Origin of the sequence: Allobosea sp. LjRoot9 (assembly GCF_964252745.1) — a bacterium.
Taxonomy (GTDB): Bacteria; Pseudomonadota; Alphaproteobacteria; order Rhizobiales; family Beijerinckiaceae; genus Allobosea.
This window is the reverse complement of record NZ_CAXUPC020000011.1, coordinates 1-25,552: the sequence shown is the minus strand read 5'-3', so window position 1 is coordinate 25,552 and position 25,552 is coordinate 1. Positions and strand designations below refer to the sequence as shown.

24 protein-coding genes are annotated in these 25,552 nt (G+C 66.4%); 21 read left to right on the top strand and 3 right to left on the bottom strand.

All coding sequences use genetic code 11. The features are described from left to right. The first annotated feature begins 281 nt into the window (after positions 1–281). From ACSQ3P_RS27685 to ACSQ3P_RS27640, 10 genes are all read left to right on the top strand, one after another. Positions 282–1,325 carry an ABC transporter ATP-binding protein gene (locus ACSQ3P_RS27685; protein WP_436168666.1) on the top strand — a complete coding sequence of 348 codons (1,044 nt, stop codon included), beginning with the start codon at positions 282–284 and terminating at the stop codon, positions 1,323–1,325. 52 nt (positions 1,326–1,377) lie between these two features. After that, entirely contained in the window at positions 1,378–2,667 is a 1,290-nt protein-coding gene (locus ACSQ3P_RS27680) for an ABC transporter substrate-binding protein (RefSeq protein WP_436168665.1), read from the top strand. A gap of 4 nt (positions 2,668–2,671) precedes the next feature. Beyond that, positions 2,672–3,550 carry a carbohydrate ABC transporter permease gene (locus ACSQ3P_RS27675; RefSeq protein ID WP_436168664.1) on the top strand — a complete coding sequence of 293 codons (879 nt, stop codon included), beginning with the start codon at positions 2,672–2,674 and terminating at the stop codon, positions 3,548–3,550. Next, on the top strand, positions 3,547–4,413 hold the full coding sequence (locus tag ACSQ3P_RS27670; RefSeq protein ID WP_436168663.1) for a carbohydrate ABC transporter permease: 867 nt from the start codon (positions 3,547–3,549) through the stop codon (positions 4,411–4,413). The genes ACSQ3P_RS27675 and ACSQ3P_RS27670 overlap by 4 nt, the downstream gene beginning before the upstream one ends. A 1-nt stretch (position 4,414) precedes the next feature. After that, a complete protein-coding gene (locus ACSQ3P_RS27665) occupies positions 4,415–5,251 on the top strand; it encodes an endonuclease/exonuclease/phosphatase family protein (RefSeq protein WP_436168662.1) in 837 nt (278 codons plus the stop codon). Positions 5,252–5,300: 49 nt separating this feature from the next. Continuing rightward, a complete protein-coding gene (locus ACSQ3P_RS27660) occupies positions 5,301–6,125 on the top strand; it encodes an inositol monophosphatase family protein (RefSeq protein ID WP_436168661.1) in 825 nt (274 codons plus the stop codon). Positions 6,126–6,331: 206 nt separating this feature from the next. Further along, positions 6,332–7,180: a lysophospholipid acyltransferase family protein gene (locus ACSQ3P_RS27655; protein WP_436168660.1), complete on the top strand. Its 849-nt coding sequence runs from the start codon at positions 6,332–6,334 to the stop codon at positions 7,178–7,180. 265 nt (positions 7,181–7,445) lie between these two features. Further along, complete coding sequence (locus ACSQ3P_RS27650) at positions 7,446–7,745, top strand: acyl carrier protein (protein ID WP_436168659.1); 300 nt, start codon at positions 7,446–7,448, stop codon at positions 7,743–7,745. Beyond that, positions 7,742–8,953, top strand: coding sequence for a beta-ketoacyl-[acyl-carrier-protein] synthase family protein (locus tag ACSQ3P_RS27645; RefSeq protein WP_436168658.1), 1,212 nt, complete (start codon positions 7,742–7,744; stop codon positions 8,951–8,953). Before ACSQ3P_RS27650 ends, ACSQ3P_RS27645 begins: the two co-directional genes overlap by 4 nt. A 411-nt stretch (positions 8,954–9,364) precedes the next feature. Continuing rightward, on the top strand, positions 9,365–9,703 hold the full coding sequence (locus ACSQ3P_RS27640) for a hypothetical protein (RefSeq protein ID WP_436168657.1): 339 nt from the start codon (positions 9,365–9,367) through the stop codon (positions 9,701–9,703). A gap of 524 nt (positions 9,704–10,227) precedes the next feature. Here ACSQ3P_RS27640 and ACSQ3P_RS27635 read toward each other — a convergent pair. Then, positions 10,228–10,614, bottom strand: a complete 387-nt coding sequence (locus ACSQ3P_RS27635; protein ID WP_436168656.1) for a DUF2267 domain-containing protein — start codon at positions 10,612–10,614, stop codon at positions 10,228–10,230. A 185-nt stretch (positions 10,615–10,799) separates the two neighbouring features. Here ACSQ3P_RS27635 and ACSQ3P_RS27630 point away from each other — a divergent pair, with 185 nt between their 5' ends. The 4 genes from ACSQ3P_RS27630 (at position 10,800) to ACSQ3P_RS27615 (ending at position 16,030) form a co-directional block, all read left to right on the top strand. Beyond that, positions 10,800–12,380 (top strand): helicase HerA-like domain-containing protein, encoded by a 1,581-nt coding sequence (locus ACSQ3P_RS27630; RefSeq protein ID WP_436168655.1) that lies wholly within the window; start codon positions 10,800–10,802, stop codon positions 12,378–12,380. A gap of 412 nt (positions 12,381–12,792) precedes the next feature. Continuing rightward, entirely contained in the window at positions 12,793–14,175 is a 1,383-nt protein-coding gene (locus ACSQ3P_RS27625) for a dipeptidase (protein ID WP_436168654.1), read from the top strand. Further along, the gene (locus ACSQ3P_RS27620) at positions 14,172–14,753 is read left to right on the top strand and encodes a TIGR00730 family Rossman fold protein (protein ID WP_069690441.1); all 582 of its coding nucleotides are present in this window, start codon (positions 14,172–14,174) and stop codon (positions 14,751–14,753) included. Before ACSQ3P_RS27625 ends, ACSQ3P_RS27620 begins: the two co-directional genes overlap by 4 nt. Positions 14,754–15,034: 281 nt before the next feature. Continuing rightward, a complete protein-coding gene (locus ACSQ3P_RS27615; RefSeq protein WP_436168653.1) occupies positions 15,035–16,030 on the top strand; it encodes a DUF3829 domain-containing protein in 996 nt (331 codons plus the stop codon). 382 nt (positions 16,031–16,412) lie between these two features. On the opposite strand, the gene ACSQ3P_RS27610 is transcribed toward ACSQ3P_RS27615, so the two are convergent. Continuing rightward, on the bottom strand, positions 16,413–17,249 hold the full coding sequence (locus tag ACSQ3P_RS27610) for a S1 family peptidase (protein WP_436168652.1): 837 nt from the start codon (positions 17,247–17,249) through the stop codon (positions 16,413–16,415). 76 nt (positions 17,250–17,325) lie between these two features. After that, a complete protein-coding gene (locus tag ACSQ3P_RS27605; RefSeq protein WP_436168651.1) occupies positions 17,326–18,108 on the bottom strand; it encodes a S1 family peptidase in 783 nt (260 codons plus the stop codon). A gap of 238 nt (positions 18,109–18,346) precedes the next feature. Between ACSQ3P_RS27605 and ACSQ3P_RS27600 the strand changes: the two genes are divergently transcribed. From ACSQ3P_RS27600 to ACSQ3P_RS27570, 7 genes are all read left to right on the top strand, one after another. Continuing rightward, positions 18,347–18,667: a PepSY domain-containing protein gene (locus ACSQ3P_RS27600; protein ID WP_436168650.1), complete on the top strand. Its 321-nt coding sequence runs from the start codon at positions 18,347–18,349 to the stop codon at positions 18,665–18,667. A gap of 129 nt (positions 18,668–18,796) precedes the next feature. Then, positions 18,797–19,465 (top strand): response regulator transcription factor, encoded by a 669-nt coding sequence (locus tag ACSQ3P_RS27595; protein ID WP_069690451.1) that lies wholly within the window; start codon positions 18,797–18,799, stop codon positions 19,463–19,465. A gap of 9 nt (positions 19,466–19,474) precedes the next feature. Then, positions 19,475–20,851, top strand: a complete 1,377-nt coding sequence (locus tag ACSQ3P_RS27590) for an ATP-binding protein (protein ID WP_436168649.1) — start codon at positions 19,475–19,477, stop codon at positions 20,849–20,851. 360 nt (positions 20,852–21,211) lie between these two features. Next, entirely contained in the window at positions 21,212–22,315 is a 1,104-nt protein-coding gene (gene ccmI, locus ACSQ3P_RS27585; protein ID WP_436168648.1) for a c-type cytochrome biogenesis protein CcmI, read from the top strand. After that, entirely contained in the window at positions 22,312–22,839 is a 528-nt protein-coding gene (gene ccmE, locus ACSQ3P_RS27580; RefSeq protein ID WP_436168647.1) for a cytochrome c maturation protein CcmE, read from the top strand. The genes ccmI and ccmE overlap by 4 nt, the downstream gene beginning before the upstream one ends. A gap of 7 nt (positions 22,840–22,846) precedes the next feature. Then, the gene (locus ACSQ3P_RS27575; protein WP_436168646.1) at positions 22,847–24,862 is read left to right on the top strand and encodes a heme lyase CcmF/NrfE family subunit; all 2,016 of its coding nucleotides are present in this window, start codon (positions 22,847–22,849) and stop codon (positions 24,860–24,862) included. Between the two features lie 5 nt (positions 24,863–24,867). Next, positions 24,868–25,335, top strand: a complete 468-nt coding sequence (locus ACSQ3P_RS27570) for a cytochrome c-type biogenesis protein (RefSeq protein ID WP_436168645.1) — start codon at positions 24,868–24,870, stop codon at positions 25,333–25,335. The last annotated feature ends 217 nt before the right edge of the window (positions 25,336–25,552 follow it).

The following is a 25,552-nucleotide window of genomic DNA, read 5'->3' as shown; positions in this document are numbered from 1 at the left end:
AATGCTCTAGCTGACAGGTTGAACGTCAGCGTCCGGGCATCGCGTTCAACACGTCGCAACGACGCCCATTCCGGCTCTTCGCGACATGCGGGTTTCGGGGGCGTGTGAGGGACCGGCGCGGACGAAGGCAGAGCGCTTGCCGAATATCGCATTGGAGCCCGGCGAACCCGCACCGGCACGCTCTTGTCTCCGCACAAATTTTAGCATCATGCTCGCGCCTCGGCTCGTAGCCGGCAGGCAAGCGTCCTGCTCACGACGCCTTGCTGGGGGCCGGGTCGCGAATGGTTTCGGTAGAGCTCAAAGCCGTTTCGAAGAGCTGGGGCGGCACAGCCGCCGTCGATGACGTCAGCTTCACCGTCGAGGGCGGCAAGCTCGTGGCACTGCTCGGCCCGTCCGGCTGCGGCAAGTCGACCACGCTCAGGCTGATCGCGGGGCTGGAGGACAGCAGCAATGGTTCGATCGCCATTGGCGGGCGCGACGTCACCCGCGCGGCTCCCTCGCAACGTGGCATCGCCATGGTGTTCCAGAATTATGCGCTGTTCCCGCATCTGTCTGTCGCGGAGAACATCCTGTTCGGGCTGAAGGTGCGGAAGGTGTCGCGCGCGGATCGCGACGAGCGGCTCGCCCGCGCCGCCTCGATCCTGGGGCTCACCACCCTGCTCGAGCGCAAGCCCTCGCAGTTGTCCGGCGGCCAGCAGCAGCGCGTCGCGCTCGGCCGGGCGATCGTCGCGCAAGCCCCGGTCTGCCTGATGGACGAGCCGCTCTCCAATCTCGACGCACAGCTGCGCGTCGAGATGCGGCGCGAGATCCGCGAACTGCAGCAGCGCCTCGGCATCACCATGGTCTATGTCACGCATGACCAGGTCGAGGCGATGACGATGGCCGACCAGGTCGTGCTGATGCGCAACGGGCGGATCGAACAGGATGCTCCACCCGACCAGCTCTACGAGAATCCGGCGACGATCTTCGTCGCGCGCTTCGTCGGTACGCCGCCGATGAACGTCATCCCGCTCGCCTCGGTCCTGGCGGGCGGTGGCGACACCGGTCTCTCGCCGCCCGCCCATGCCGAGCCGAGCCAGCTTGCGGTCGGCATCCGGCCCGAGATGACCGAACTCACCGATGCCGGCATCGCCGCCGATGTCGTGGCGGTCGAGTATCTCGGCGCCGACACGCTGGTCGAGACCCGTATCGACGGCCAGCCCTTCATCGTGCGCCGGCCCGGCAAGGTCCGCGCCGCTGCAGGCGAGCGGGTGCACATCAAGCTGTCACAGGCAGCGGTGCACTGGTTCGACCTGAAGACCGAGCAAAGGCTCGTCCTCGGCTGACGACTGAACAACCAAGGCGTTCAAGACGCCGTACAAAGGGGAGTGAAGAGATATGGACAGGCGTGAATTCATGGGCGGCACCGCGGCTCTGGCCGGCTCGCTTGCGGTGGGCAAACCGGCGCTCGCCCAATCGGCCGAGCTGTCCTTCTTCTATCCGGTCGCCGTGGGCGGGCCGATCACCAAGCTGATCGACACCTACGCTGCCGGATTCGAGAAGGAAAACCCGACCATCAAGGTCAAGCCGATCTATGCCGGCACCTATCAGGAGACCATCGTCAAGGCGCTGACCGCGCATAAGAGCGGCACGCCGCCGGTGCTCTCGGTGCTGCTCTCGACCGACATGTTCACCCTGATCGACGAGGAAGCGATCGTTCCCTTCGACCCCTTCATCAAGACCGAGGATGACAGGAAGTGGCTGTCGAGCTTCTTCCCCGGCTTCATGGAGAACAGCCAGACGGGCGGGAAGACCTGGGGCATTCCGTTCCAGCGTTCCACGGTGGTGCTCTACTGGAACAAGGAGCTGTTCAAGGAGGCCGGGCTCGATCCCGAGAAGCCGCCGACCAGCTGGGCGCAGCAACTCGAATTCGCGCAGAAGCTGACCAAGCGCGATGCCGCGGGCAACACCAGCCAGTGGGGCATCCAGATCCCGTCTTCCGGCTTCCCCTATTGGCTCTTCCAGGGGCTGACCACACAGGCCGGCGCCATTCTCGCCAATCCGGCCGGCGACAAGACCGACTATGCCAATCCCGGCGTCGTCGAGGCGCTGCAGTACTGGGTCGACCTGGCGCAGAAGCACAAGGTTCACCCGCCCGGCATCGTCGAATGGGGCACCACGCCGCGCGACTTCTTCGAGAAGAAGGTCGCGATGATGTGGACCACCACCGGCAACCTGACCAATGTCAGGGCCAACGCCAAGTTCCCCTTCGGCGTCGCCGTGCTGCCCGCCGGCAAGAAGCCCGGCAGCCCGACCGGCGGCGGCAATTTCTATCTCTCCAAGAAGGCGAGCCCGGCCGAGCAGGAGGCCGCGTTCAAGTTCGTGCGCTGGATCACCACGCCGGAGCGGGCCGCGCAATGGAGCGCCGATACCGGCTATGTCGCGGTGACGCCGGCGGCCTACGAGACCGAGGCGATGAAGAAATACGTCGCCGATTTCCCCCAAGCCCTCGTCGCCCGCGACCAGCTGCCGACCGCCGTCGCCGAACTCTCGACCCATGAGAACCAGCGCGTCACCAAGGCGCTGAATGACGGTCTGCAGGCGGCCCTCACCGGCACGAAGCAGCCGGCGCAGGCAATGACTGAGGCCCAGGCGGAAGCCGAACGCATCCTGAAGTCCTATCGCTGAGCCGATGAACAACCGCGCGACCGCGACGATCCATGGCTGGCTGCTGCTGCTGCCGGCCATGGCTTGCCTGGCCCTGTTCACGCACTGGCCCGCGATCGCGAGCTTCGTCGACAGCTTCATGTCGACCCCGCGGGCGCGCCGCCCGGCGCGTTTCGTCGGGCTCGACAATTACCAGCAGATGCTGGCCGACCCGATCTTCTGGAAGGCGATGGCCAACAATCTCTGGTTCGCCACTGGCACGATCCCGACCTCGATCGCGCTCGCTTTGCTGATGGCGGTCTGGGTCAACGACAAGATCGCCGGCCGCACCCTGGTCCGGATGGCCTATTTCACCCCGACCATCCTGCCGATGATCGCGGTCGCCAACATCTGGCTGTTCTTCTTCACCCCGCAATACGGCCTGCTCGAGCAGATCGTCGCGGCGTTCGGCGGGCGCAGCACCAATTGGCTGGGGTCGCAGGATACCGCGCTCTACGCCGTCACCATCGTTGCGATCTGGAAGGAGGCCGGCTTCTTCATGATCTTCTACCTCGCGGCGCTGCAGGCGATCCCGCCCAGCCTCGGTGAGGCGGCGGCGATCGAGGGCGCTTCGCGTTGGACGTTCTTCCGGCGTGTCCAGTTCCCGCTGCTGATGCCGACGACGCTGTTCGTGCTGATCAATGCGGTGATCAACGCCTTCCGCATGATCGACCACATCTTCGTGATGACGCGCGGCGGCCCCGACAATGCGACGACGCTGCTGCTGTTCTACATCTACCAGGTCGGCTTCGGCTTCTGGGACACCAGCTATGCCGCGGCGCTGACCTGCGTGCTCCTCCTGCTGCTCGCGCTGGTGGCCTTCGTCCAGTATGGCTGGCTCGAACGCAGGACGCATTATCAATGAGCGGCGCGCCTCAACCGCAGCCGGCGGCCACCACCCGGCCCGACCCTTATGCGCCCAATGGCCTAGCGCTGACGCTGGAATCGACAGGCGCGATCCTGCTCGCTTTGATCTGGGTGCTGCCCCTGGCCTATGCCGTCTGGGCCGCGATTCATCCGGCCGAATACACGACCCGTTTCGTGCTAAGCGCGCCGCTGACGCTGGACAACTTCATCCGCGCCTGGGCGGCGGCGCCCTTCGCACGCTATTTCCTCAACACCTTCATCCTCGTCACCATGATCCTCGCCTTCCAGCTCGTGCTGGGGACGCTGGCGGCCTATGCGCTGGCGCGGCAGGATTTCTGGGGGCGGGACATCGCCTTCGCACTGATCCTGGCACAGCTGATGATCATGCCCGACGCGCTGATCGTCGAGAACTATCGCACCCTCGCCAGGGTCAATCTGATCGATACGATCCCGGCCATCGCCTTGCCCTATATCGCCTCGGCCTTCGGCATTTTCCTGCTGCGGCAGACCTTCAAGACTGTGCCGAAGGAGCTCGACGACGCTGCCCGCGTCGAGGGCGCGAGCCCGCTGCAGGTGCTGATGAAGGTCTATGTACCGCTCGCCAGGCCGACCTATATCGCCTACGGCTTGGTCTCGGTGAGCTATCACTGGAACAACTTCCTCTGGCCGCTGCTGGTCACCAATTCCGTGGAGTCGCGGCCGCTGACGGTCGGCCTCCAGGTCTTCTCGTCGAGCGACCAGGGTATCGACTGGGCGGTGATCTGCGCCGCGACGCTGATGACCTCGGCGCCGTTGCTGGTCGGCTTCCTGCTGTTCCAGCGCCAGTTCGTGCAGAGCTTCATGCGTGCGGGAATCAAGTGAGATGCGCCTGATCACCTGGAACATTCAGTGGGCTCGCGGCATGGACAACCGCGTCGATCCGGCGCGCATCGTCGCTCATGCCCGGCAGATGGCGGATTTCGACGTGCTCTGCCTGCAGGAGGTCGCGGATAATTTTCCCGAGCTCGACGGTAATGACGAGACTAACCAGTTCGGCCGCTTCGCCGAATTGCTGCCGGGCTTCACCGCGATCGAGGGTATCGGCGTCGATGTCGACGACGGCAAGGGCGGCCGCAGTCGCTTCGGCAACCTCTTGCTGACGCGCTATCCTGTCGCCCAGGCGCTGCGCCATCTCCTGCCCTGGGAGGCGGCCGAGACCCGCAACATGCCGCGCATGCTGATCGAGGCGATGGCGCTGACCCCGCTCGGCCCGGTCCGGCTGATGACGACGCATCTCGAATACTCGTCATCGCGCTTACGCGCCGCGCAGGTCGACGGCATCCGCGAGGCCCATCGCATGGCGCTCGCCCGCCATGACAAGCCGCGCGAGGCCGGGCCGCACACCTATCGGATGACGCCGAGCTCGGCGAGCGCCGTGCTGACCGGCGACTTCAACATGCGCCCGGACGATCCGGTGCTGGCGCGATTGCTGGCGCCGTTCGACGGTGGCGAGCCGCCATTCGTCGACCTCTGGGCCGCGGTGATGGGCGAGGCGCCGCATCCGCCGACCGCGAACCTGTTCGACCAGACCTATGGCCAGCCCAGCTGCCTCGACTATGTGCTGGCGACGCCCGATCTCGCGGCGCGCGCCCGCACCGTCATCTGCGATGTCGAGACCAAGGTCTCCGACCACCAGCCGATCCTCGTCGAGTTCGACTGACCACCGCGCCGGACCACCTTAACAGACCACCTTAACAGGCCGGACCACGATGATCTTCACACGCCAGGACCATGAGACGCTTGCAGGGATCCTCGCCGAGGCGGGCCGCCGCGAGGTCATGCCGCGCTTCCGCAACCTGGCCGAGGGCGAGATCCGCGAGAAGCGCTCGGCGACCGATCTCGTCACCGAGGCCGACGAGGCGGCGGAGCGCTTCATCAGCGCCGAGCTCGCCAGGGCCTTTCCGGGCGCCGCGCTGATCGGCGAGGAGGCGGTCGCCGCCGATCCGGCGCTGGTCGAGCGTCTCGCCGATGCCGAGGTCGCCTTCGTCATCGACCCGATCGACGGCACCCTCAACTACGCCTCCGACCTGCCGCTCTTCGCCGTCATGGCCGCGGTGCTGGTCAAAGGCGAGGTCGTCGCTGCGGTGATCCATGATCCCATCGTCGAGGACAGTGCGATGGCGCTGCGCGGTGAGGGAGCCTGGCTCGGCTCCGCTGGCGGCAAGAGCCGCGACTTGCGGGTGGCGCCGGCCGCGGCTCCGCGCGAGATGACCGGCATGATGAGCTGGCAGTATTTCCCGGAGCCGCTACGCAGCAAGCTGCCGGGGCACATGCCGGCCTTCGCCAATGTCTCGTCGCTGCGCTGCTGCGGCCATGAATACCGCCTCGCTGCCGCGGGCAATGGCCACTTCCTGCTCTATGGCCGGCTCAGCCCATGGGACCACGCGCCGGGATCGCTGATCTATGCCGAGGCCGGCGGCCATGTCCGCATGCTGGACGGCCAGCCTTATCGGCCGGCACAGCCAACGCTCGGCCTGCTCTGCGCGCCCGATGCAGAGAGCTGGCAGGAGATCCGCACGATCCTGCTGAGTTGATCGGGGCTAGCCGCCGGATGCGGCATCGGCATCAGCCTGAACAAAGCGCCGCCGTCCCTGCCGATATGCGTTCAGCGCTTTGAAGCCTTGCCCCGATGAGGCTATAGGGTCGAGCCGGCCCACCGCCCGACACCGCGCCCGGAGGGGGGCTTCCCGCATGGTCGGGCGTTCTGCCCGACTGACCCTTTGATACGGACCGATACCTCATGCAGGCCCTGGAGCGAGTGCTGCATCACGCCATGCGGCGCTTGCCGATTGCGTTCGTCTCGAATCTCGGCGCCCGTTTGGCCTGGCTCAAGATCCGCTTCATCGATCCGGCTGTCGCCCGCAAGGCCCGCGCCAATATCCGGCAGCATTTTCCGGCGATGCCCGAGACGGAAGTCGAGACGCTGGTCTGGCGCTTCGTCGACAATGTCGGGCGCTTGATGGCCGAGTTCTCCATCGTCCATCGCTTGACCTCCTCCAAGCGGATGGAGCTCGTCGGCATCGAGGCACCCCGCGCCAATCTCGGCAAGATCCCGACCATCGCGCTCTGCCTGCATCTCGGCAATTGGGAGGTGATGGCTGCGGCGATGCAGAAGATCGGCGTTACGATCGCCTCGATCTCCGAGGTGCCGGAAAATGCGGCCCATCGTGACATCGCCGAGGCGACGCGCAGCGGCTTCGACGTCAAGGTGCTGTCCCCCGATCGGATCGGTGCGCTGCAGGCCTTGTCCATCCTGAAGGGAAACGGCGTCCTCGCCATCTTCCCCGACGAAAAGCGCGACGGCACGATGATGGCGCCGCTGTTCGGGCGTCCGCCTCACATCAAGGGCAATCTGGCGCTCGCCGCCAAGTTCGCCCGGCGCACCGGCGCGCAGCTCGTCGTCGTCTATTGCGAGCGGGTGGAGGACGTCCGGTTCCGGCTGCATTTCGAGGAGCCGTTTTTTATGGATCCCGGCAGCGACGACGCGCTCGCCGATGTCGCCTTCATCAACAGCCGGATCGAGCCGATCATCCTGCGCCATCTCGCGCAGTGGTATTATCTGGACGACTCGATCGGGCCGATCGCGTAGCGACCGCTTGAGATGTCCCTCAGCCCTCATCCTGAGGAGCGGGCACAGCCCGCGTCTCGAAGGATGCTCCAGGTAACTCCGGAACCATCTGGAGCATCCTTCGAGACGCCCCTGCGCGGCTCCTCAAGATGAGGGCTGGAGTGTCCCAGCGACCCACTCCCATGCGCTGCGCCGGGGGCGCGCTGAACCGATAAACGGTTTACGGCCCCGGTGGACTCAAGCAAATGTGCGATCAAGCCGTTTCGAATGAGGGAAGCACGCGACCATGACAAGTGAGGCGCCGCGGGTCACGATCGATGTCCTCATCGAGATGCTCAAGCAGGTCATCGCGGAAAACGCATCGCGCGGCCGGGGAAAGCTTGCGCCCGTTGCCTGGGGGCCCGAGACCTTGCTCGAGGATACCGGCTTCAACTCCTATGATTTCGTCGAAATCATCTTCAAGATCGAAGACCATTTCAACATCGAGATCGACTACAACGCCAATAACAACATCAACGATGTCAAGACGATCGGCGAGCTTTGCGGCGAAGTCGGCAAGCTCGTGGCCAAAAAGCAGGCGGCATGAAAGCAGGCGATATGACGCGGATCGTCGTCTCTGGCCTCGGCATCGTCTCCCCAGTCGGTTGCGACACGGACAGCTTCTGGCAGGCCCTGCTGGCGGGGCGCGGGAGCGTGGGGGAGGCCTCCGCCTTGCCGGGCAAGGGGATCCGCGTGGCGGAAGTCCTGGGCGAAGGCTTCATGGCGGGGCTGGAACTCTCGCGCTCGGCCTGCGACCGCAATGCCCTGTTTGCCGTCGCGGCGGCGCGCCAGGCGCTGGTGGCCGCTGGCCTCGGGAGCGGCCTGCCACGTCCCGAGCGCGTCGGCGTCATCCTCGGCAACTCCGCCGGCGGCCAATGCAGCGTCGATGACCAGTATTCCCGGCTCTACCATCTGAACAAGCGCCCGCATCCGATGACCGTGCCCAAGGTCATGGTCAGCTCGTCGGCAAGCTGGGTTTCGATCGAATCGGGTGCGACGGGACCCTGCTTCGTGACATCGAGCGCCTGCGCCTCTTCGAGCCACGCCATCGGCATCGCCATGCAGTTCCTGCGCGCCGGCCTTGCCGACATCGTCATCACTGGGGGCACGGAGGCCCCGCTCTCGGCTGGAACCCTGATCGCCTGGGACGCCATGAAGATCATGTCGCGCAGCCTCTGCCGGCCTTTTGCAGCGGGGCGCGACGGCCTCGTGCTGTCCGAAGGCGCGGGCGTCGTCGTGCTGGAGACCGAGGCGCATGCGCGCAGCCGCGGCCTTGAGCCCGCGATCGAGGCGGCGGGTTTCGGCTTCAGCGCCGATGCAGGCGACATCGTCGCGCCCAAGGCCGACGGCATGGTGAGCGCCATGAGCCTGGCCCTGACCGATGCCGGGCTGAGCACGGGCGATCTGGCCTATATCAACGCCCATGGCACCGGCACCCGCGCCAACGACCGGACCGAGACGCTGGCCTTGAAGCGCCTCTTCGGCGAGCGGCCGCTGCCGCCGGTCTCCTCGACCAAGGGCGTGACCGGCCACGCGCTGGGCGCGGCCGGCGCTTTTGAGGCGATTGCGTCGATCATGGCGATCGAGAACTCAATGGCCCCGCCGACCGCCAATTTCGACGCTCCCGATCCCGAATGCGACTTCGACTGCGTGCCCAATCAGGGCCGGGCGATGCCGATTCCGGCTGCGATGTCGAATTCCTTCGCCTTCGGCGGGATCAATGCGGCGCTGATCTTCAGGTCGCTCGGGTCTTAGGGGCTGTCTGATGGAAGCTGGAGACTTGGCGGGACGGGCGGCTTAGAATCCCGTGGTGGTCATTGGCCAGCATCAGTTTCCCCGCACTCCGCCGTCGTGACGCACGTTACGCAGCGTGATAGCTTCCAGGCATGTGCCGCTGCGAGGGCTGATCCCGAGTATGCAACTTTATCATTTCGCCTTACTGATACCGGTTTATTTCTTTCTATATATGTTTAGGCGTCAGATAAGCTACGCGCTTCACAGGCTGGCTATTTATAGCTTTGAGCGCTGGGATGAAACTGAAGGAGGTTCTAGGCCATCATCGCCTAGGCGGATTCGTATTATATTATGGATTATTCTCGTTGTTGCAGTGACGATTGCGACAATGGGTGCTGCTGATTCAATTCTCTGAAAGAAGCGGAGCTACGCTTGAGACTTGGCCTCAACCTTCGCGGTGATCTCGCCAAGTTCAGCGATGAGGATCTGGATTACCAACTCGAAAAATGTCTCGAATATCGCGAGTGGCTTGCGTCACGCGCTGGCGACGCTGCAAACCGGTGGCTTTATAAACTCGGCGTCGCGATGCCCTTCGGCAGGGGATTCTTGCACACCCGCATCTGCTACAAGGTGATGGGTCGCTTGTACGGCGGCCCTTTGAGCGGAAGCTCGCTCGGTGACCTTTACGTCGTGGATTGTGAAATCAAAGACATAATGGATGAACTGAAACAGCGGGTGAATGCAGCGCAGCGAAAACGCTTTCGCAAGTAAGCCGCACTTTCAACGCCTGCTTCCGATCCTTTGCGGTCCTCAGGGATGCCCGGTCTGCTCGCCAGATGATTGTCTCGCAGCATTCATGGCGTGTCGCCGATCTCTTACGATGGCACAGATCAGCGGACCCCACGCACTCAGTATCACGACCGCATGAACACCGAATATAATCCAGAATTTGATGGGCTCGTTGAGGAGGGACGGGAGTGTCGCTCCACGACGCGAGCAACATATTGAGCCGGTCCAGAGACCGGCGACGGACAATATGAAGCTTGGAAGGGCGGCAGCGAACCATACGCATATGGCGGTTGAGCGGCGCATCATCATCGGCCCAATAGCGCTCGCGGAGCACTGCAACTGTTCGCGCCCGCCTGCTTCCTAGTGAGAACGCCGTTTGATCACACGCGGTGTCAAGGTCCCGCCTAACTGAGACATTCACCGCGCCGGTCACCCATAACCCCCACCACCCAACAAAAAAGCCGCCCATTCCGGGCGGCTTCGCTTGGCGGTCTCCCGGGCGTCGCTCAGACGAACTGGCCGAGCCCCGGAATGGCGCCGACGATCGCGCCCATCGTGTCTTCGCCCGCCTTTTCGCGGCCGACCGCGAACATCTCCTTCGAGACCGACTGGATCTGGCCCATCGAGAGACCGGCGCCCATCAACTGGCCGCCGAGCGCCATGACGCCGCCGCCACCGCCCATCAGGCCGCCGACCATGCCCATCAGCCCGCCCTTGGCGCCGCCCTCGGCATCGGCGAGCTCCTGCGCGCCGGGCAGGGAGGTCATCAACTGGCCGATCTCGGCCGGCGGGCCTTCCTTCTGCAGGAAGGCGAGAATGATGCCGAGCGCCTTGCGGGCGAGGCTCTCATCGAGGCCGGAGACCGTGATGATGCGGGAGATCAGTTCGTCCATGGGTCTTGTCCCTGTCCTTGATGGTGCGACATTCTTGGATGGTGCGGCATTCTTGATGGCACGACGCGGCTGCGCGATAGTTCACATATTAACGATCTAATCAAGCGGGTAGCGGGCTTCCGCCGGCTGGCGCGTTTCGCTACACCCTTGGCTCCGACATTTCGATAGCACAACAGGCGGACAGCATGGCGAAGGCAGATCTCGTGGCGGAAGCAGGTCTCGCTGCGGAGGACGGCGCGATCCTGATCGGCAAGAGCTGGAAGGCTGAGAACCTCCTGCTCAAGCTCGCCAACCGCCACGGACTGGTGACGGGCGCGACCGGCACGGGCAAGACCGTGACGCTGCAAGTGATGGCGGAAGGCTTTGCCCGCAACGGCGTCCCGGTCTTCGCTGCCGACATCAAGGGCGATCTGTCAGGGATCGCGGCGCCCGGCAGCTCTCAGCCGGCCTTCGTCAAGCGCGCTGCGGAAATCGGCGTGAAGTACGAGCCCGACCAGTTCACCACCGTATTCTGGGATGTCTTCGGCGAGCAGGGCCACCCCGTCCGCGCCACCATTTCCGAGATGGGCCCGCTCTTGCTCGCCCGCCTGCTCGACCTCAACGACACCCAGGAGGGCGTGCTCAACATCGCCTTCCGCATCGCCGACGAGCAGAAGCTGTTGTTGCTGGATCTCAAGGATCTGCGCGCGATCCTCTCCTTCATCGCCGAGAACGCCTCTGATCTGACGACGAAATACGGCAATGTCACCGCCCAGTCGGTCGGTACGATCCAGCGGCAATTGCTGGTGCTGGAAAACCAGAAGGGCGATCTGTTCTTCGGTGAGCCGGCGCTCGACATCAACGACCTGATGAAGACTGACCGCGACGGCCGCGGCATCGTCAACATCATGGCGGCCGACAAGCTGATGGCCAATCCCAGGCTCTACGCTACCTTCCTGCTCTGGCTGCTCTCGGAATTGTTCGAGCAGCTTCCCGAGGTCGGCGATCTCGACAAGCCAAAACTCGTCTTCTTCTTCGACGAGGCGCATCTGCTGTTCAACGGCGCGCCAAAGGCCTTGCTGACGGCGGTCGAGCAGGTGGTCCGGCTGATCCGCTCGAAGGGCGTCGGCGTCTATTTCGTCACGCAGAACCCGCTTGATATCCCCGATACGGTGCTGGCCCAGCTCGGCAACCGCGTCCAGCACGCCTTGCGCGCCTTCACCCCGCGCGACCAGAAGGCGGTGCGCGCCGCGGCCGAAACCTTCCGCCAGAACCCGAAATTCAAGACCGAGGAGGCGATCACGCAGCTTGCCGTCGGCGAGGCGCTGACCTCGACGCTGGAGGGCAAGGGCACGCCGACCATGGTCGAGCGCACGCTGATCGCGCCGCCGATGGCGCAGGTCGGGCCGTGCAGCGTGCAGGAGCGCCAGCAGGCGATGAACGCCTCGGGTTTCAAGGGCAAATACGACACCATGATCGACGCCGACTCCGCCTATGAGGAGTTGATGAAGCGCAAGAACCTGCAGCCCGACGGCTCAGCCGTAGAAGCCTCGACCACGGGCGGCGGCGGCGGCATCATGGACACGATCGGCGGCTGGCTCGGCGGCGGTTCGAGCGCGCCGCGCCCGAAGACCGGCCCCGGCAGCCGCGGCGGCGCCCTGCCGCAGAGCATGACCGAGAAGATCATCACCTCGGCGGCGCGCTCGGCCGCGACCTCGATCGGCCGGCAGGTCGGCACCGCGATTTTACGCGGGGTTCTGGGTAGCATGATGGGCGGGCGGCGGTAGGGTTTGCACTTCATGCTCGGGCTTGCCCCGAGCATCTCTGGACGAGAGATGCCCGACTCTCCGCTTCGCTCCGGCCGAGAATGACGCCCTCTTTTTCCCTTCTCCCCTGGCGGGAGAAGGTGGCGCGCAGCGCCGGATGAGGGGGCGCCGTGACCTGTCCGGCTGGCGTCGTGTGCTGCCAGACGGTGAGCTCACAGCGCCCCCTCATCCGTCTCGGCTTCGCCGATCCACCTTCTCCCGCCAGGGGAGAAGGGAAGCGCGCCCTGCCGTCATGCTCCAGCCGAGAATGACGCGCGCGACCAAGCAACCGCGCCATGCGGTGAGGCGGGCTGACGCCGCGCTCAAGCCTTGTCATGATGGCGCAACCTGAATCGGCTCTCGGATGACGAGTGCCCCAGACCAGTTGAGCGCCATGACCAAGCTTCCCGCGATCCTCTCCCGTCTCGACGCCGATCTCGACACCTCGCTCGCGCGGCTGTCGTCCTGGCTCGAAATCCCCTCGATCTCGACGGATTCGGCCTATTGGCCCGATAGCCGCCGCGCGGCGGAGTGGCTGCGGGCGGATCTGGAATCGCTCGGCTTCAAGGCTTCGCTCGGCGAGACGCCCGGCCAGCCCGTCGTGCTGGCGCACCGGCCCAAGCCCGGCGCGCCGCATGTGCTGTTCTACGGGCATTACGATGTGCAGCCGGTCGATCCGCTGAATCTCTGGGATACCGAGCCGTTCAAGCCGGTGGTCAAGGAGATCGCGCCCGGCCGCAAGGTCATCGTCGCGCGCGGCGCCTGCGACGACAAGGGCCAGGTCATGACCTTCGTCGAGGCGATGCGCGCCACCATTGCCGAGACGGGCGATCTGCCTGTTGGCGTTACCATCCTGGTCGAGGGCGAGGAGGAATCCGGCTCGGTCAACCTGCCGGCCTTCGTGCGCGAGAATGCCGAGGCGTTGAAGGCCGATATCGCTCTGGTCTGCGACACCGGCATGTGGGACCGCGACACGCCGGCGATCACCGCCTCGCTGCGCGGCATGGTCTATCAGGAGGTCACGATCACCTGCGCCGATCGCGACCTGCATTCGGGCCTGTTCGGAGGGGCTGCGGCCAATCCGGTGCATGTGCTCTCGCGCATCATAGCGAGCCTGCATGACGAGACCGGGCGCATCACGGTTCCCGGCTTCTATGAAGGCGTCGAGGAGCCGTCCAATTCGCAGAAAGCCGATTGGGCCGATCTTGGGCTGACGGAGGAGGATTTCCTCGGCCAGGTCGGCCTGAAGCATTCGATCGGCGAGAAGGGCCGCATGCTGATCGAGCAGATCCAGTCGCGCCCGACCTGCGACGTCAACGGCATCTGGGGCGGCTATACCGGCGAGGGCACCAAGACGGTGATCGCCGCCAAGGCCTCGGCCAAGGTCTCCTTCCGCCTCGTCGGCAAGCAGGATCCCGACAAGATCGCCGCCGCCTTCCAGGCTTATGTGCGCGCGCAATTGCCCGACGACATCTCGGCCGAGTTCATCGTCTACAGCGCTTCGCCCGCAATCGCTGTGCCCGCCGATTCACCGGCGCTGACCAAGGCGCGGGCGGCCTTGACCGAGGAGTGGGGCCGCAAGGCGGTGACGATCGGCTCGGGCGGCTCGGTGCCGGTGGTCGGCGATTTCAAGCGCCTGCTCGGCATGGACACGCTGCTCGTTGGCTTCGGCCTCGATGACGACCGGGTGCATTCGCCCAACGAGAAATACGACCTCTCATCCTTCCATAAGGGACAGCGCTCCTGGGCGCGCATCTTGCAGGCATTGGGTTCATGAAATCGGTTTGCGTCTTCTGCGGGTCCAACCCCGGCAATGAGCCCGTCTACGCGGCGGGCGCCCGCGCCATGGGCGCCGAGATCGCCCGGCGCGGCCTCGTCCTGGTCTATGGCGGCGGCGCGGTGGGATTGATGGGCATCGTCGCCAATGCCGCGCTCGAGGCTGGCGGCGAGGTTCATGGCGTCATCCCGCGCGCATTGCGCGAGAAGGAGGTCGGGCATCACGGCCTGACGCGGCTCGAGGTCGTCGAAACCATGCATATCCGCAAAGCGCGGATGGCCGAGCTCTCGGACGGCTTCATCGCCATGCCCGGCGGCATCGGCACCTTTGAGGAATTGTTCGAGATCTGGACCTGGGGCCAGCTCGGCATCCACTCCAAGCCGCTCGGCCTGCTCAATATCGCGGGCTTCTACGATCCGTTGGCGGCCTTCCTCGACGGCACGGTCGAGGCCGGCTTCCTGAAGCAGACCCACCGCGCCATGGCGATGACCGATACGGAGCCCGCGACCCTGCTTGACCGGATGGAGCAATATGTGCCGGCCGCGACGATCAAATGGGTGGAGAAGGAACAGGTCTGAGCGGCTGTTTCGTGAATCCAGCCCTCATCCTGAGGCTCCGCCGTCATTCCGGGGCGATCCGAAGGATCGAGCCCGGAACCCAGAACCGATGCCGTAGCTTGAGAAGGCACCGGTCACCGGCTCGTGTCACGAGCACACGCAACGGTTCTGGGTTCCGGGTCCATGGCTTCGCCATGTCCCGGAATGACGGCGGAGGATAACACCAGCGCTCAGCGCCGGGTGAGGCGCGCAAAGCCTGCCTGTTCAACAAGCCTGTCTGTTTGGAAGCGGAGACCCGGTCGATGGCGATCAGAAACCTGTGGCCCATGGGCCGGATCTGCGGGCTGATGCTCGCTGGCATGGCGCTCGGGGCCGGGCCGGCCGCGGCGGAATCCGCGCCCGGCCTTCGCTACGCTCAGGCCGCGCCGGGCGCCATCACGCGCCCGGCTGTCCCGACTGTCCCGAGCGTGGAGCAGCGGCAGGAGGACCAGCTCTTCGAGATCCTGCGCGAACTGAGCAATGCCTGCGGCAACGCCGCCTGGACGCTGTGGCGCAGCAATTCCTACGATGACTGGCGCAATCGCAGGGCGCGCGTGCTCTCGATGCACTATTCCGTGCGCTCCTATGAGAGCCTGCCGCCGCTCCCGGCCTCGCTGCCCGAGGCCCTGAAGCTGAAGGCCGAGCCTGCCATCAAAAGCGCAAACGAGACGTTGGCCGCCAGCGGCGACGTCTTCAAGGAGCTCTCGACCTATATCAACGCCAAGGATTACGAGGACGACAAGTTCAAGAAGGGCGACGAGCTGAATGCGAAGCTCTTGGCCGCCGGCAAGCGCTGCCACCAGCTCGAGGCCGAACTCATGGATATTTATCGCGAGTTCGCCGCACTGGCGATCGAGCGCCGCAAGGCGGGCGCAGCCCGTCCCGAGATCGTCGCGGCGATGATCGGGGACTGGCAGAAGGCGAGCGCATTGTCGCGCGAGCTCGGGCGTTACGAGACTGCCGACCGTGCCACGCTGGAAGGCCTCGTCCGCGATCTCTCGGCTTTGTCGGATGAGCGCAAGGCGAATTTCGAGCCGTTGAAGCAGACGCCGCAGGCTATCGTCAAGCGCTTCTATGAAACGACCCTGCAGGACGACATCGCCGCCAAGATGCGCCGCCTGCTGCGCGAGGCCAAGACGCCCAAGGCTTTCAAGGAGCTGGCGCAGGACCGGCCGCGCTCGGAGTTTTGGACCGTTCGCCGCGAAATCGACTACGCCATGCCCGACGCGATCCTGAGCTATCTGCGGAATCCGGGGTAGGTGTTCCGCGTAGAGGTTGAGACGACCTGGTCATCCTGGGCGAAGCGCAGACAGGGATCCATTCCTGAACCTCGATAAGCAGGGCGCGGACTTTCCCTTCTCCCCTCGCGGGAGAAGGTGGCTCGGCGAAGCCGAGACGGATGAGGGGGCGCTGTGAGCTCGCCGTCTAGCCTGAACACGCTGCCAACCGGAAAGGGCACGGCGCCCCCTCATCCGGCGCTGCGCGCCACCTTCTCCCGCCAGGGGAGAAGGGAAGAGCGGGCGTCATTCTCGGGCGTAGCGCAGCGAAGCAATCCAGGGGGCGTAGAGTGAGCCCTTCTGGATTGCTTCGCTGCGCTCGCAATGACGTTTCAAGCCGCCGCGCCCCTCAGCCCGAACGGGATCAGCGCGAGAACCACCAGCTATAGCTGGCGGGTGGCTGGGGCGCTTCCTCCTGTCGGCCGCCGGTGCCGAGCGCGAGCAGGCGCGCACTGGCTTCCGTGATCCAGGAGCGATGCTCGTTGATCGGCGTGATCGCGGTGAAGCCGCCGCAGATGCGCCTGACCCGCGAGTTGAGCGGACCGCTCGACCAGCTGACGATGCCGACGAGATCGCGCGTAGCCGGCGAACCGCGCAGCACGGGGCCGCCGGAATCGCCGCGGCAGGCGCCGGCGCCCGGGCTTTCGCCCTTGGCCTGCGTATCGACCGCGACCTTCACGGTGTTGGCCGTGGTGTAATTGCCGGCATTGACCAGGGGCGTCTCGCGCAGGCGCCGCGCCGTGCTCTTGTTGTCCTCGATCGCAAGCCCGTAGCCCGCCATGGTCACGGCCTCGCCCTGCCAGAGGCCGCCGCCGAGCGAGAGCGGCTCGATATCGGGCGGCAGCGGCGATGCGAGCCGCAGCACCGCGAGATCGGCTCCGGGCTGCGTGCGCGGCGTCGTGCCCGGCACGAAGCTCGGATGCGGCAAGACGGCGATCACGGCGTGACGGCGCGCGCGAAACTGTGGATCGAGGCTGACGACGCGGACGGAGCCGCCGCCCATCAGGCAGTGCGCGGCGGTCAGGACCAGCTCGGGCGCGATCGCCGCGCCGGAGCAGAGCTCGCCGCGGCTGGTCTCGACCCGCAAGGTCGAGGCTCGCATGCCGCCGACGTCCCGCGATGTCGTGCCGCCCACGACGGCGAGCGCAGGGGAGGCGGTGGCCACGAGTGCAGTGGCTAGTGCAATTGCGCGCAATGTCATGATGGCGACCAAGCTTGGAACTGGCTTCAATGTATGGCTTGCGGCTCGCCAGTCTAGAGGCTGTTAGGGACTCTCGTCAGCGGCGTGTTGTCCAGCTGGCACTCTCGCCCCAGTTGGACAAGGTCTTGTCGATCCAGCCGCGTTGCGGGGCGACGAGCACGCCCTGGCTCAACAGGCCGCAACTCTTGCCCGCGGGGCCGGTCGACCAGCTGGCGACGGCGACGACGCCGCCATCGGCTGATGTCATCGGTCCGCCCGAATCGCCCTGGCAGGCGCCGGCGCCCGCCTTCTTGCCGAGGCCGGCCGAATCGGCCGCCCAGATCAGGATGCGGCCGGGACCATAGGGCTCGACGGTGACGAGCCCGGCCGAGCGATAGGTTCCGGTCGTGCGGGCTTCGCCTTCGCGGGTCACGCCATAGCCGGCGAGCGTCACGGAGGAGCCGGAGCGCGGCAGGTCGCCATCGACCAGCGTCGCCGGGACGAACCGGGCCGGCAGCGCGACCTGGACGCGCAGCAGCACAAGATCGATCGAGCGCCGGCGATTGGCGACGGCTCCGCCATTGAATTCGGGATGGATGGCGACGCTGGCCGGGGCGATCAGCACAGGCTCGTCGCTGCCGCCCTCCTTCCAGTGAATGCGCAGATCCGTGCCGCCATCGGCGCAATGCGCCGCGGTCAGGATGGCGCGCGACGACAGGACGATGCCCGAGCAGACGCCGCCGCGCGCATTCAGCACCATCAGGGTCGATGCCGCGGCCGGGCCGCCATCGCGCCCGCCGACCACCGCGCCCGCCATTTGCGGAGCCGCCATCGAACCCAGCGTCAGCCCCAAGGCTGCGATCAATCGTCCGACGCCCATCCCGCACTCCTTCTCGATTGGGGGGCTGGATAGCGCGGCGGCCGCCCAATTTGAACCCGCAATCGGAGCAACCATGACACGTCTCGCCACAGGCTGATGTCGCGCTCGTGATCGCCGCGATCAGCGCCGTGATCGGGCGCGGCCATGAATGGCGTGGACGGGTAGCGATTGCGTGACGTACTCTGCGCCGATGCACGCCATGGTATTCATGGTGCGTTCAGTCGGCCGGGACTACCGCATGTCGATGATGCCCGTTGAACCCATCTTCGCGCTTGCGCTGCTCGCGGCCCCGCTGCCGATCGTCCGGGTCGACGACCCGACGCCGATCTCATGCCTCTCCGCCGAGGAGATGCGCGAGGCCGTCGCCGATGGGCGCGTCATTCAGCCTGCGCAGGCCTCGCGCCATGCCCGCAATGCGGCGCCGGGCGAGGTCTTGCGCATTCGGCTGTGCCGCCAGGGCGAGGAATATGTCTATGTGGTCACGACGCTGAAGCGCGACGGGCGCGTCGCCCGCGTGACGCTCGAGGGCCAATCTGGCAAGGTCGCGACCATACGTTGAGCGCGAGGCCTCGCGATTCGAGCCCGGCGGGGCCACCTATCATCGCCAATCAGGCAGATATCATTGCTAATCCGGCAGGTATCTTTGGCTAATCAGGCAGATATCCTTGCTAACTAGGAGTACGCGACCGTGAGACTGCTCGTCGTCGAGGACGACAAGGACCTCAACCGCCAGATCGTCACCGCGCTGGAGAATGCCGGCTATGCGGTCGACAAGGCTTTCGACGGCGAGGAAGGGCTCTATCTCGGCGAGACCGAGCCCTATGACGCCGTCATTCTCGACCTCGGCCTGCCGAAGGTCGATGGCGTCGCCGTGCTGCAAGGCTGGCGCCGCGCCGGCAAGACGATGCCCGTGCTGATCCTGACGGCGCGCGACCGCTGGAGCGACAAGGTCGCGGGCTTCGATGCCGGCGCCGACGATTATGTGGTCAAGCCCTTCCATGTCGAGGAGCTGCTGGCGCGCGTCCGCGCCCTGCTGCGCCGTGCCGCCGGACATGCGACCTCCGAATTGATCTGCGGGCCGGTGCGGCTCGACACGCGCGCCAGCCGCGTCGTCGTCGACGGCAACCCGGTCAAGCTGACCTCGCATGAATATCGCCTGCTCGCCTATTTGATGCATCATCAGGGCCGCGTCGTCTCGCGCACGGAATTGGTCGAGCATCTCTACGACCAGGATTTCGACCGAGATTCGAACACGATCGAGGTCTTCGTCGGCCGCCTGCGCAAGAAGCTCGGCGTCGAGGTCATCGAGACCGTGCGGGGCCTCGGCTACATCGCCGCTGCGCCCGAGAAGGTCTGATCCCGCGCAATGCCGTTGAAGTCGCACCGCTATTCGCTAGGCGCGCGGCTCTTCCTTTCGGCGGCGATCTGCTGCGCGCTGGTGCTGATGCTGGCGGGCATCGGCCTCACGACCTTCTACCGTCGCTCCGCCGAACGCGGCTTCGACGAGCGCCTCAGCGTCTACATCAAGGAGCTCGTGGCCGATCTCGCCGCGCCGCCCGAAGCGGAGCGGCAGGCGATCGGCGATCTCGGCGAGCCGCGCTTCGACCTGCCCTTGTCGGGTTGGTATTGGCAGATCATCCGGCTCGACGGGGAGAAGCCGACCATTCGCGCCTCGCGCTCGCTCGTTGGCAGCCAGCTGCCGAAATTGCTCGACCAGCAATTGGCGCCCAATGCGCGGGGCCTGCGCGAAACCTATGTTTCGGGCCCGGACGACCGCGCCTTGCGGGTCCTCGAACGTGAGATCGATGTCGGTGAGGATGGCCGCTTCACCGTGGCGGTCGGGGCTCCCGCCGACGAGATCGACGGCGATATCCGCGATTTCCGCTTCGCCCTGACGCTGACCTTCGTCCTGCTCGGCCTCGCGCTCGTCGCCTCGACGCTCATCCAGGTGCGCTTCGGCCTGCGGCCGCTGGTGCGGCTGGGAACCGCTGTCGGGGCTGTTCGTACCGGCGAGGCGCCGCGTATCGCAGGCCAGTACCCGCCCGATCTCGCGCCCCTGGCGGGAGAGCTGAACCAGCTCATCGACGCCAATCGCGAAATCCTGGAGCGGGCGCGCACCCAGGTCGGCAATCTCGCGCATGCGCTGAAGACCCCGCTCAGCGTCATGCTGAACGAGGCGGAAGCCGGGGAGGGCGCGCTGCCCGACATGGTGAAGACGCAGGCCGCGATCATGCGCGACCAGGTTCAGTATTATCTCGACCGCGCCCGGGCCGCCGCGCTGTCGGGCGCGCTCGGCGGGGTGACCGAGATCGCGCCCTCGCTCGACGCCTTGATCCGCACCTTCTCGAAGATCTCGCAGGGGCGCGGCATCACGGGCTCGCATAGCGTGCCGGCCGGAATCCGGTTTCGCGGCGAGAAGCAGGATTTCGAGGAGATGCTGGGCAATCTGCTCGACAACGCCTTCAAATGGGCGGATGCGACCGTGGAGGTCAGCCTCGCGCCGTCATCCGATGCCGGTCCTGAGCGGATCGCTCTCCTGATCGACGATGACGGGCCGGGTTTGCCCAACGAGGCCATGGCGGATGTGCTGAAGCGCGGCCGGCGGCTCGACGAGACGATTCCGGGCTCGGGGCTGGGCCTGTCGATCGTCGCCGATCTGGCGAAGCTCTATGGTGGCGGCCTCTCGCTGCAGAAATCGCCGCTGGGTGGCTTGCGGGCGCGCCTCGTCCTGCCTTCGGTTTGAATCTGACCTGACATGAACCGGGCAAAATCAGGAGCTTCCGATCGCTCGCCATCACCCGCACCGTCATTCCGGACAAGCCGCGTTAGCGGCGCCGATCCGGAATCCATCGTAGAGTTCAGTGCCCTCCGATGGATTCCGGATCTCCGCGGAGTTTATCCTTGGGCCGATCGAAGATCGGACCCGGGGGCTGCGTCCGGAATGACGGCGCGTAGGTGGTCAGGACAGAAGACTCTCAGGATGAGGACTCGAATGTCCAAACGCGCACTGAGAAGAATTGCCGTCTGAGATGAGGTGCCTGCGTGACCCTTTGTCGCCACCTTCGCGCGTGAAGCGCGGCCCGCGATTGTCTAAGAGTTCCTGATGCTGATCTGGATCATCTTCGCGGTCATGACGGGGGCGGCGGTTTTCGCGCTGCTCTGGCCGCTCGGCCGTGGCCAGGGCGCGGCTTTCGCCGACGGCTCGGATGCCGCGAGCCTCTATCGCGCCCAGCTCAATGAGATCGACCGCGACCTCGGCCGCGCGCTGATCGGCCCGGCCGAGGCTGAAGCCGCCCGGGTCGAAGCCGCCCGGCGCCTCCTGCGCGCGGCTGACAAGGAGGGCGATCCGGCCGGCGAGACGGAATCGTCCCTGCGCCGCCGCCGCGCCAGCTCGGCGCTGGCCTTGTCTTGCGTGCCGCTGCTCGCATTGCTGGTCTATGGCGCCTATGGCTCGCCCACGCGTCCTGACCAGCCGCTGTCGGCGCGGTTGCGGAGCGATCCGTCGCAGCAGGATTTCGCGGTCTCGCTGGCCCGCATCGAGGCGCATCTGGCGGCCAATCCGGCAGATGGGCGCGGCTGGGCGGTGCTCGCGCCGGTCTATCTGCGGCAGGGCCGTCCCGAAGACGCGGCGCGCGCCTTCACTGCCGCGATCCGCAATGGCGAGGACGGGGCGGAGATGCGCGCCGGTCTCGGCGAGGCTCAGATCCTGACGGCCGGCGGGGTGGTGACGGTGGAAGCGCGTGAAACCCTCGCCGAGGCACTCAAGCGCGAGCCCGGCAATCCCCGCGCGCGCTACTTTCTCGCCATCGCCAGGGAACAGGACGGCGACAGCCAGGGCGCGGTTGCCGCGTTCGAAAGCCTGCTCAAGGATGCACCGCCCGGCGCGGCCTGGGTCCCGGCCGTGCGCCAGAGGCTGCAGGCGCTCGATGGCGACACGGCACGGGCCGCGATCGCCAAGCTGCCGGCGGCTGATCAGCAGGCGGCGATCCGTGGCATGGTCGAGGGGCTGGCCGAGCGCTTGAAGGCGGGCGGCGGCACGCTGGCCGAATGGGAAAGATTGGTCCGCTCGCAGAATGTGCTCGGCGAGAAGGCCGCCGCGCGCGAGGCTGTCGCGATGGCGCGTTCGCGCCTGTCGCAAGACAGCGCCGCTTTGGCGCAGCTCGATCAGTTGGCGGGCGAACTTGGGCTGAAGGAGCCGGCGCCATGACCACTGCCGAGCCGTTGCGTCCCGCCGCGGGCAAGCGCCGCTGGACCCGCAAGCAGCGCCGTCTGGCCTTGATCGCCGCTGCCGGCCTCGTGCTCTGCCTTGCCGCCGGGCTGGTGCTCGTCGCCATGCGCGACACCATCGTCTTCTTCTACGGACCGACCGAGATCGTCGAGAAAGGGCTCGCGCCTGGCACGCGCATGCGGCTCGGCGGGCTGGTCGAGACAGGGTCCGTCGTGCGTGGCCCGGGTCAGCGCGTCGCCTTCGCGGTCACCGACAGCAAGACCACGCTCAACGTGACCTATCAGGGGCTCTTGCCCGATCTCTTCCGCGAAGGGCAGGGCGTCGTCACCGAAGGTGTCTTCGAGGGCGCGGGCCGCTTCCGCGCCGACTCGGTGCTGGCCAAGCATGACGAGACCTACATGCCGCGCGAGGTTGCCGACACGCTGAAGAAGCAAGGCCATTGGCAGCCGGGAGCGGCGGGCCCGAACCCATCCCCCGTCACGCCACCCCCTGTCACCAAATGAGGCGCGCATGATCGTCGAGATCGGCCATTTCGCGCTCGCATTGGCGCTTGGCGTCGCCGTCGTGCAGGCCCTGGTGCCGCTCTGGGGCGTGGCGCGCCATGACCGGGCGCTGGCCTCGGTGGGCACCGCTGCGGCGATCACCTGCTTCCTGCTGGTCGCGTTGGCTTTCACGGTCCTGGTCGCATCCTATGTCCGGTCCGACTTCTCGGTCGAGAACGTCGCTTCGAACTCGCATTCGGCCCAGCCGCTGATCTACAAACTGACCTCGGCCTGGGGCAATCACGAAGGCTCGATGCTGCTCTGGGTCTTGATCCTGACGCTGTTCGGGGCGCTGGTGGCACTGTCGCGCCGCTCGCTGCCGGCGCGGTTGCGGGCCGGCACGCTCGCCGCGCAAGGCGCGGTCACGGTCGCCTTCCTCGCCTTCACGCTTTTGACCTCGAACCCTTTCCGGCGGCTCGACCCTGTGCCGGGCGAGGGCCAGGACCTCAACCCGATCCTCCAGGATCTCGGCCTCGCGATCCATCCGCCGCTGCTCTATGTCGGCTATGTCGGCTTCTCCATCACCTATGCCTTCGCGGTCGCCGCCCTGATCGACGGGCGCATCGACGCGGTCTGGGCGCGCGCGGTCCGGCCCTGGACGCTGCTCGCCTGGGTGTTCCTGACGCTGGGCATCGCGATGGGCTCCTATTGGGCCTATTACGAGCTCGGCTGGGGCGGCTGGTGGTTCTGGGATCCGGTCGAGAACGCCTCGCTGATGCCCTGGCTCGCCGGCACGGCGCTGATCCATTCCACCGTGGTGATGGAGAAGCGCGACGCGCTCAAGGTCTGGACGATCCTGCTCGCGATCCTGACCTTCTCGCTCTCGCTGCTCGGCACCTTCATCGTCCGCTCCGGCGTGCTGACCTCGGTGCATTCCTTCGCCAGCGACCCGGCGCGCGGGCTGTTTATTCTCGCGATCCTGATCTTCTTCGTCGGCGGCTCGCTGGCGCTCTTCGCCTGGCGCGCGCCCCTGCTCCGGCAGGGTGGCCTGTTCGCGCCGGTCTCCCGCGAGGGCGCGCTCGTCGTCAACAACGTCTTCATCGCGACCTCCTGCGCCACGGTCTTCATCGGCACGCTCTATCCGCTGGTGCTGGAGATGCTGACCGGGGACAAGATCTCGGTCGGCCCGCCCTTCTTCAACGCGACCTTCGTGCCGCTGCTGGTGCCGCTGCTGCTGGTCCTGCCGCTCGGCCAGTCGCTGGCCTGGAAGCGCGGCAATCTGCTCGGCGCGGCACAGCGCACCGCTGCCGCCTTCGGGCTCGGCATCCTCGTGGCCGTCGGCGTGCTCGCCTATATGCGTGGCGGGCCGGTCCTGGCGCCGCTCGGCATCGGGCTCGGCGTCTTCCTGGTCACCGGCGCGATCTTCGACCTCGGCGAGCGCATCGTCGCGCGCGCCAGCGGCCTGCGGGCCGTTCTGTCGCGGGCGAAGGGCCTGCCGCGCTCCGCCTGGGGCACGGCCTTTGCCCATGCCGGCGTGGGCCTGAGTGTGATCGGCGTCGCCGCCGCCGCCTGGAGCACGGAGGCGATCGGCATCCTGAAGCCGGGCGAAAGCCTGACCAGCGGCCGCTATACCGTGGTGCTGGAAAGCATTACCCCGCGCCCCGGCCCCAATTTCCGCGAGGATGTGGTGCGTTTCCGCATCCTCTCGGGCGACAGGCCGCTCAAGCCCGTCGAGGCGATGAAGCGCGTCTACACGGCCCGCGCCATGCCGACGAACGAAGCCGGCATCCGCACCGACGGCCTGAGCCAGGCCTATGTCAATGTCGGCGAGATGGAGAGCGATGGTGGCATCGCCGTCAGGCTCTACGACAAGCCGCTGATCCTGCTGATCTGGATCGGCGCGATCGTGATGGCCTTCGGCGGCGCGCTTTCATTGACCGACCGGCGCTTCCGGCTGGCTGCGCCGCAGCGTGCCAAATCCACCGGCGCAAAGCCTGTCCGCGTCAAGCCCGCCCCTGCCGCGCCTCAACCGGCGGCGGAGTGAGGCCGATGCTGCGCGCCCTCGTCATCGTTGCGCTCTGCCTGGGCTGGGCGGGTCCGGGCCGCGCCGTCCAGCCTGACGAGGTTCTGCCGAACGCCGCACTCGAACACCGCGCCCGGGCGATTTCCGGCGGCCTGCGCTGCCTCGTCTGCCAGAACCAGTCGATCGACGATTCCGATGCGCCCCTGGCGCGCGATCTGCGCATCCTGGTGCGCGAGCGGCTGGTCGCCGGCGACAGCGATGCGGCGGTGCAGGAGTTCGTCGTCGCGCGCTATGGCGATTTCGTGTTGCTGCGCCCGCCCTTCACGATCCGGACCGTGGCGCTCTGGGCCGGGCCGTTCCTGATCCTGCTGTTCGGCCTCGCCTTCATCTGGCGCAGCGGGCGGCGCATGAAACCGGTGGGCGAGGCGGCAGCGCCGCTGTCTCCCGACGAGCAGGCGCGCATCGAGGCGCTGATGAAGCGGGACGGCGAGTAGCCGGGCTCACTGTTCGTCCTCGGAACCACGCCGTCATTCTCGAGGTTCTGCGCTTCGCTCCGCCCGAGAATGACGCGCCCACGTCCCTTCTCCCCTCGCGGGAGAAGGTGGCTCGGCGCAGCCGAGACGGATGAGGGGGCGCTGTGAGCTCACCGCCTGGCCTGAAAACGTGGCGCCAACCGGACAGGGCACGGCGCCCCCTCATCCGGCGCTGCGC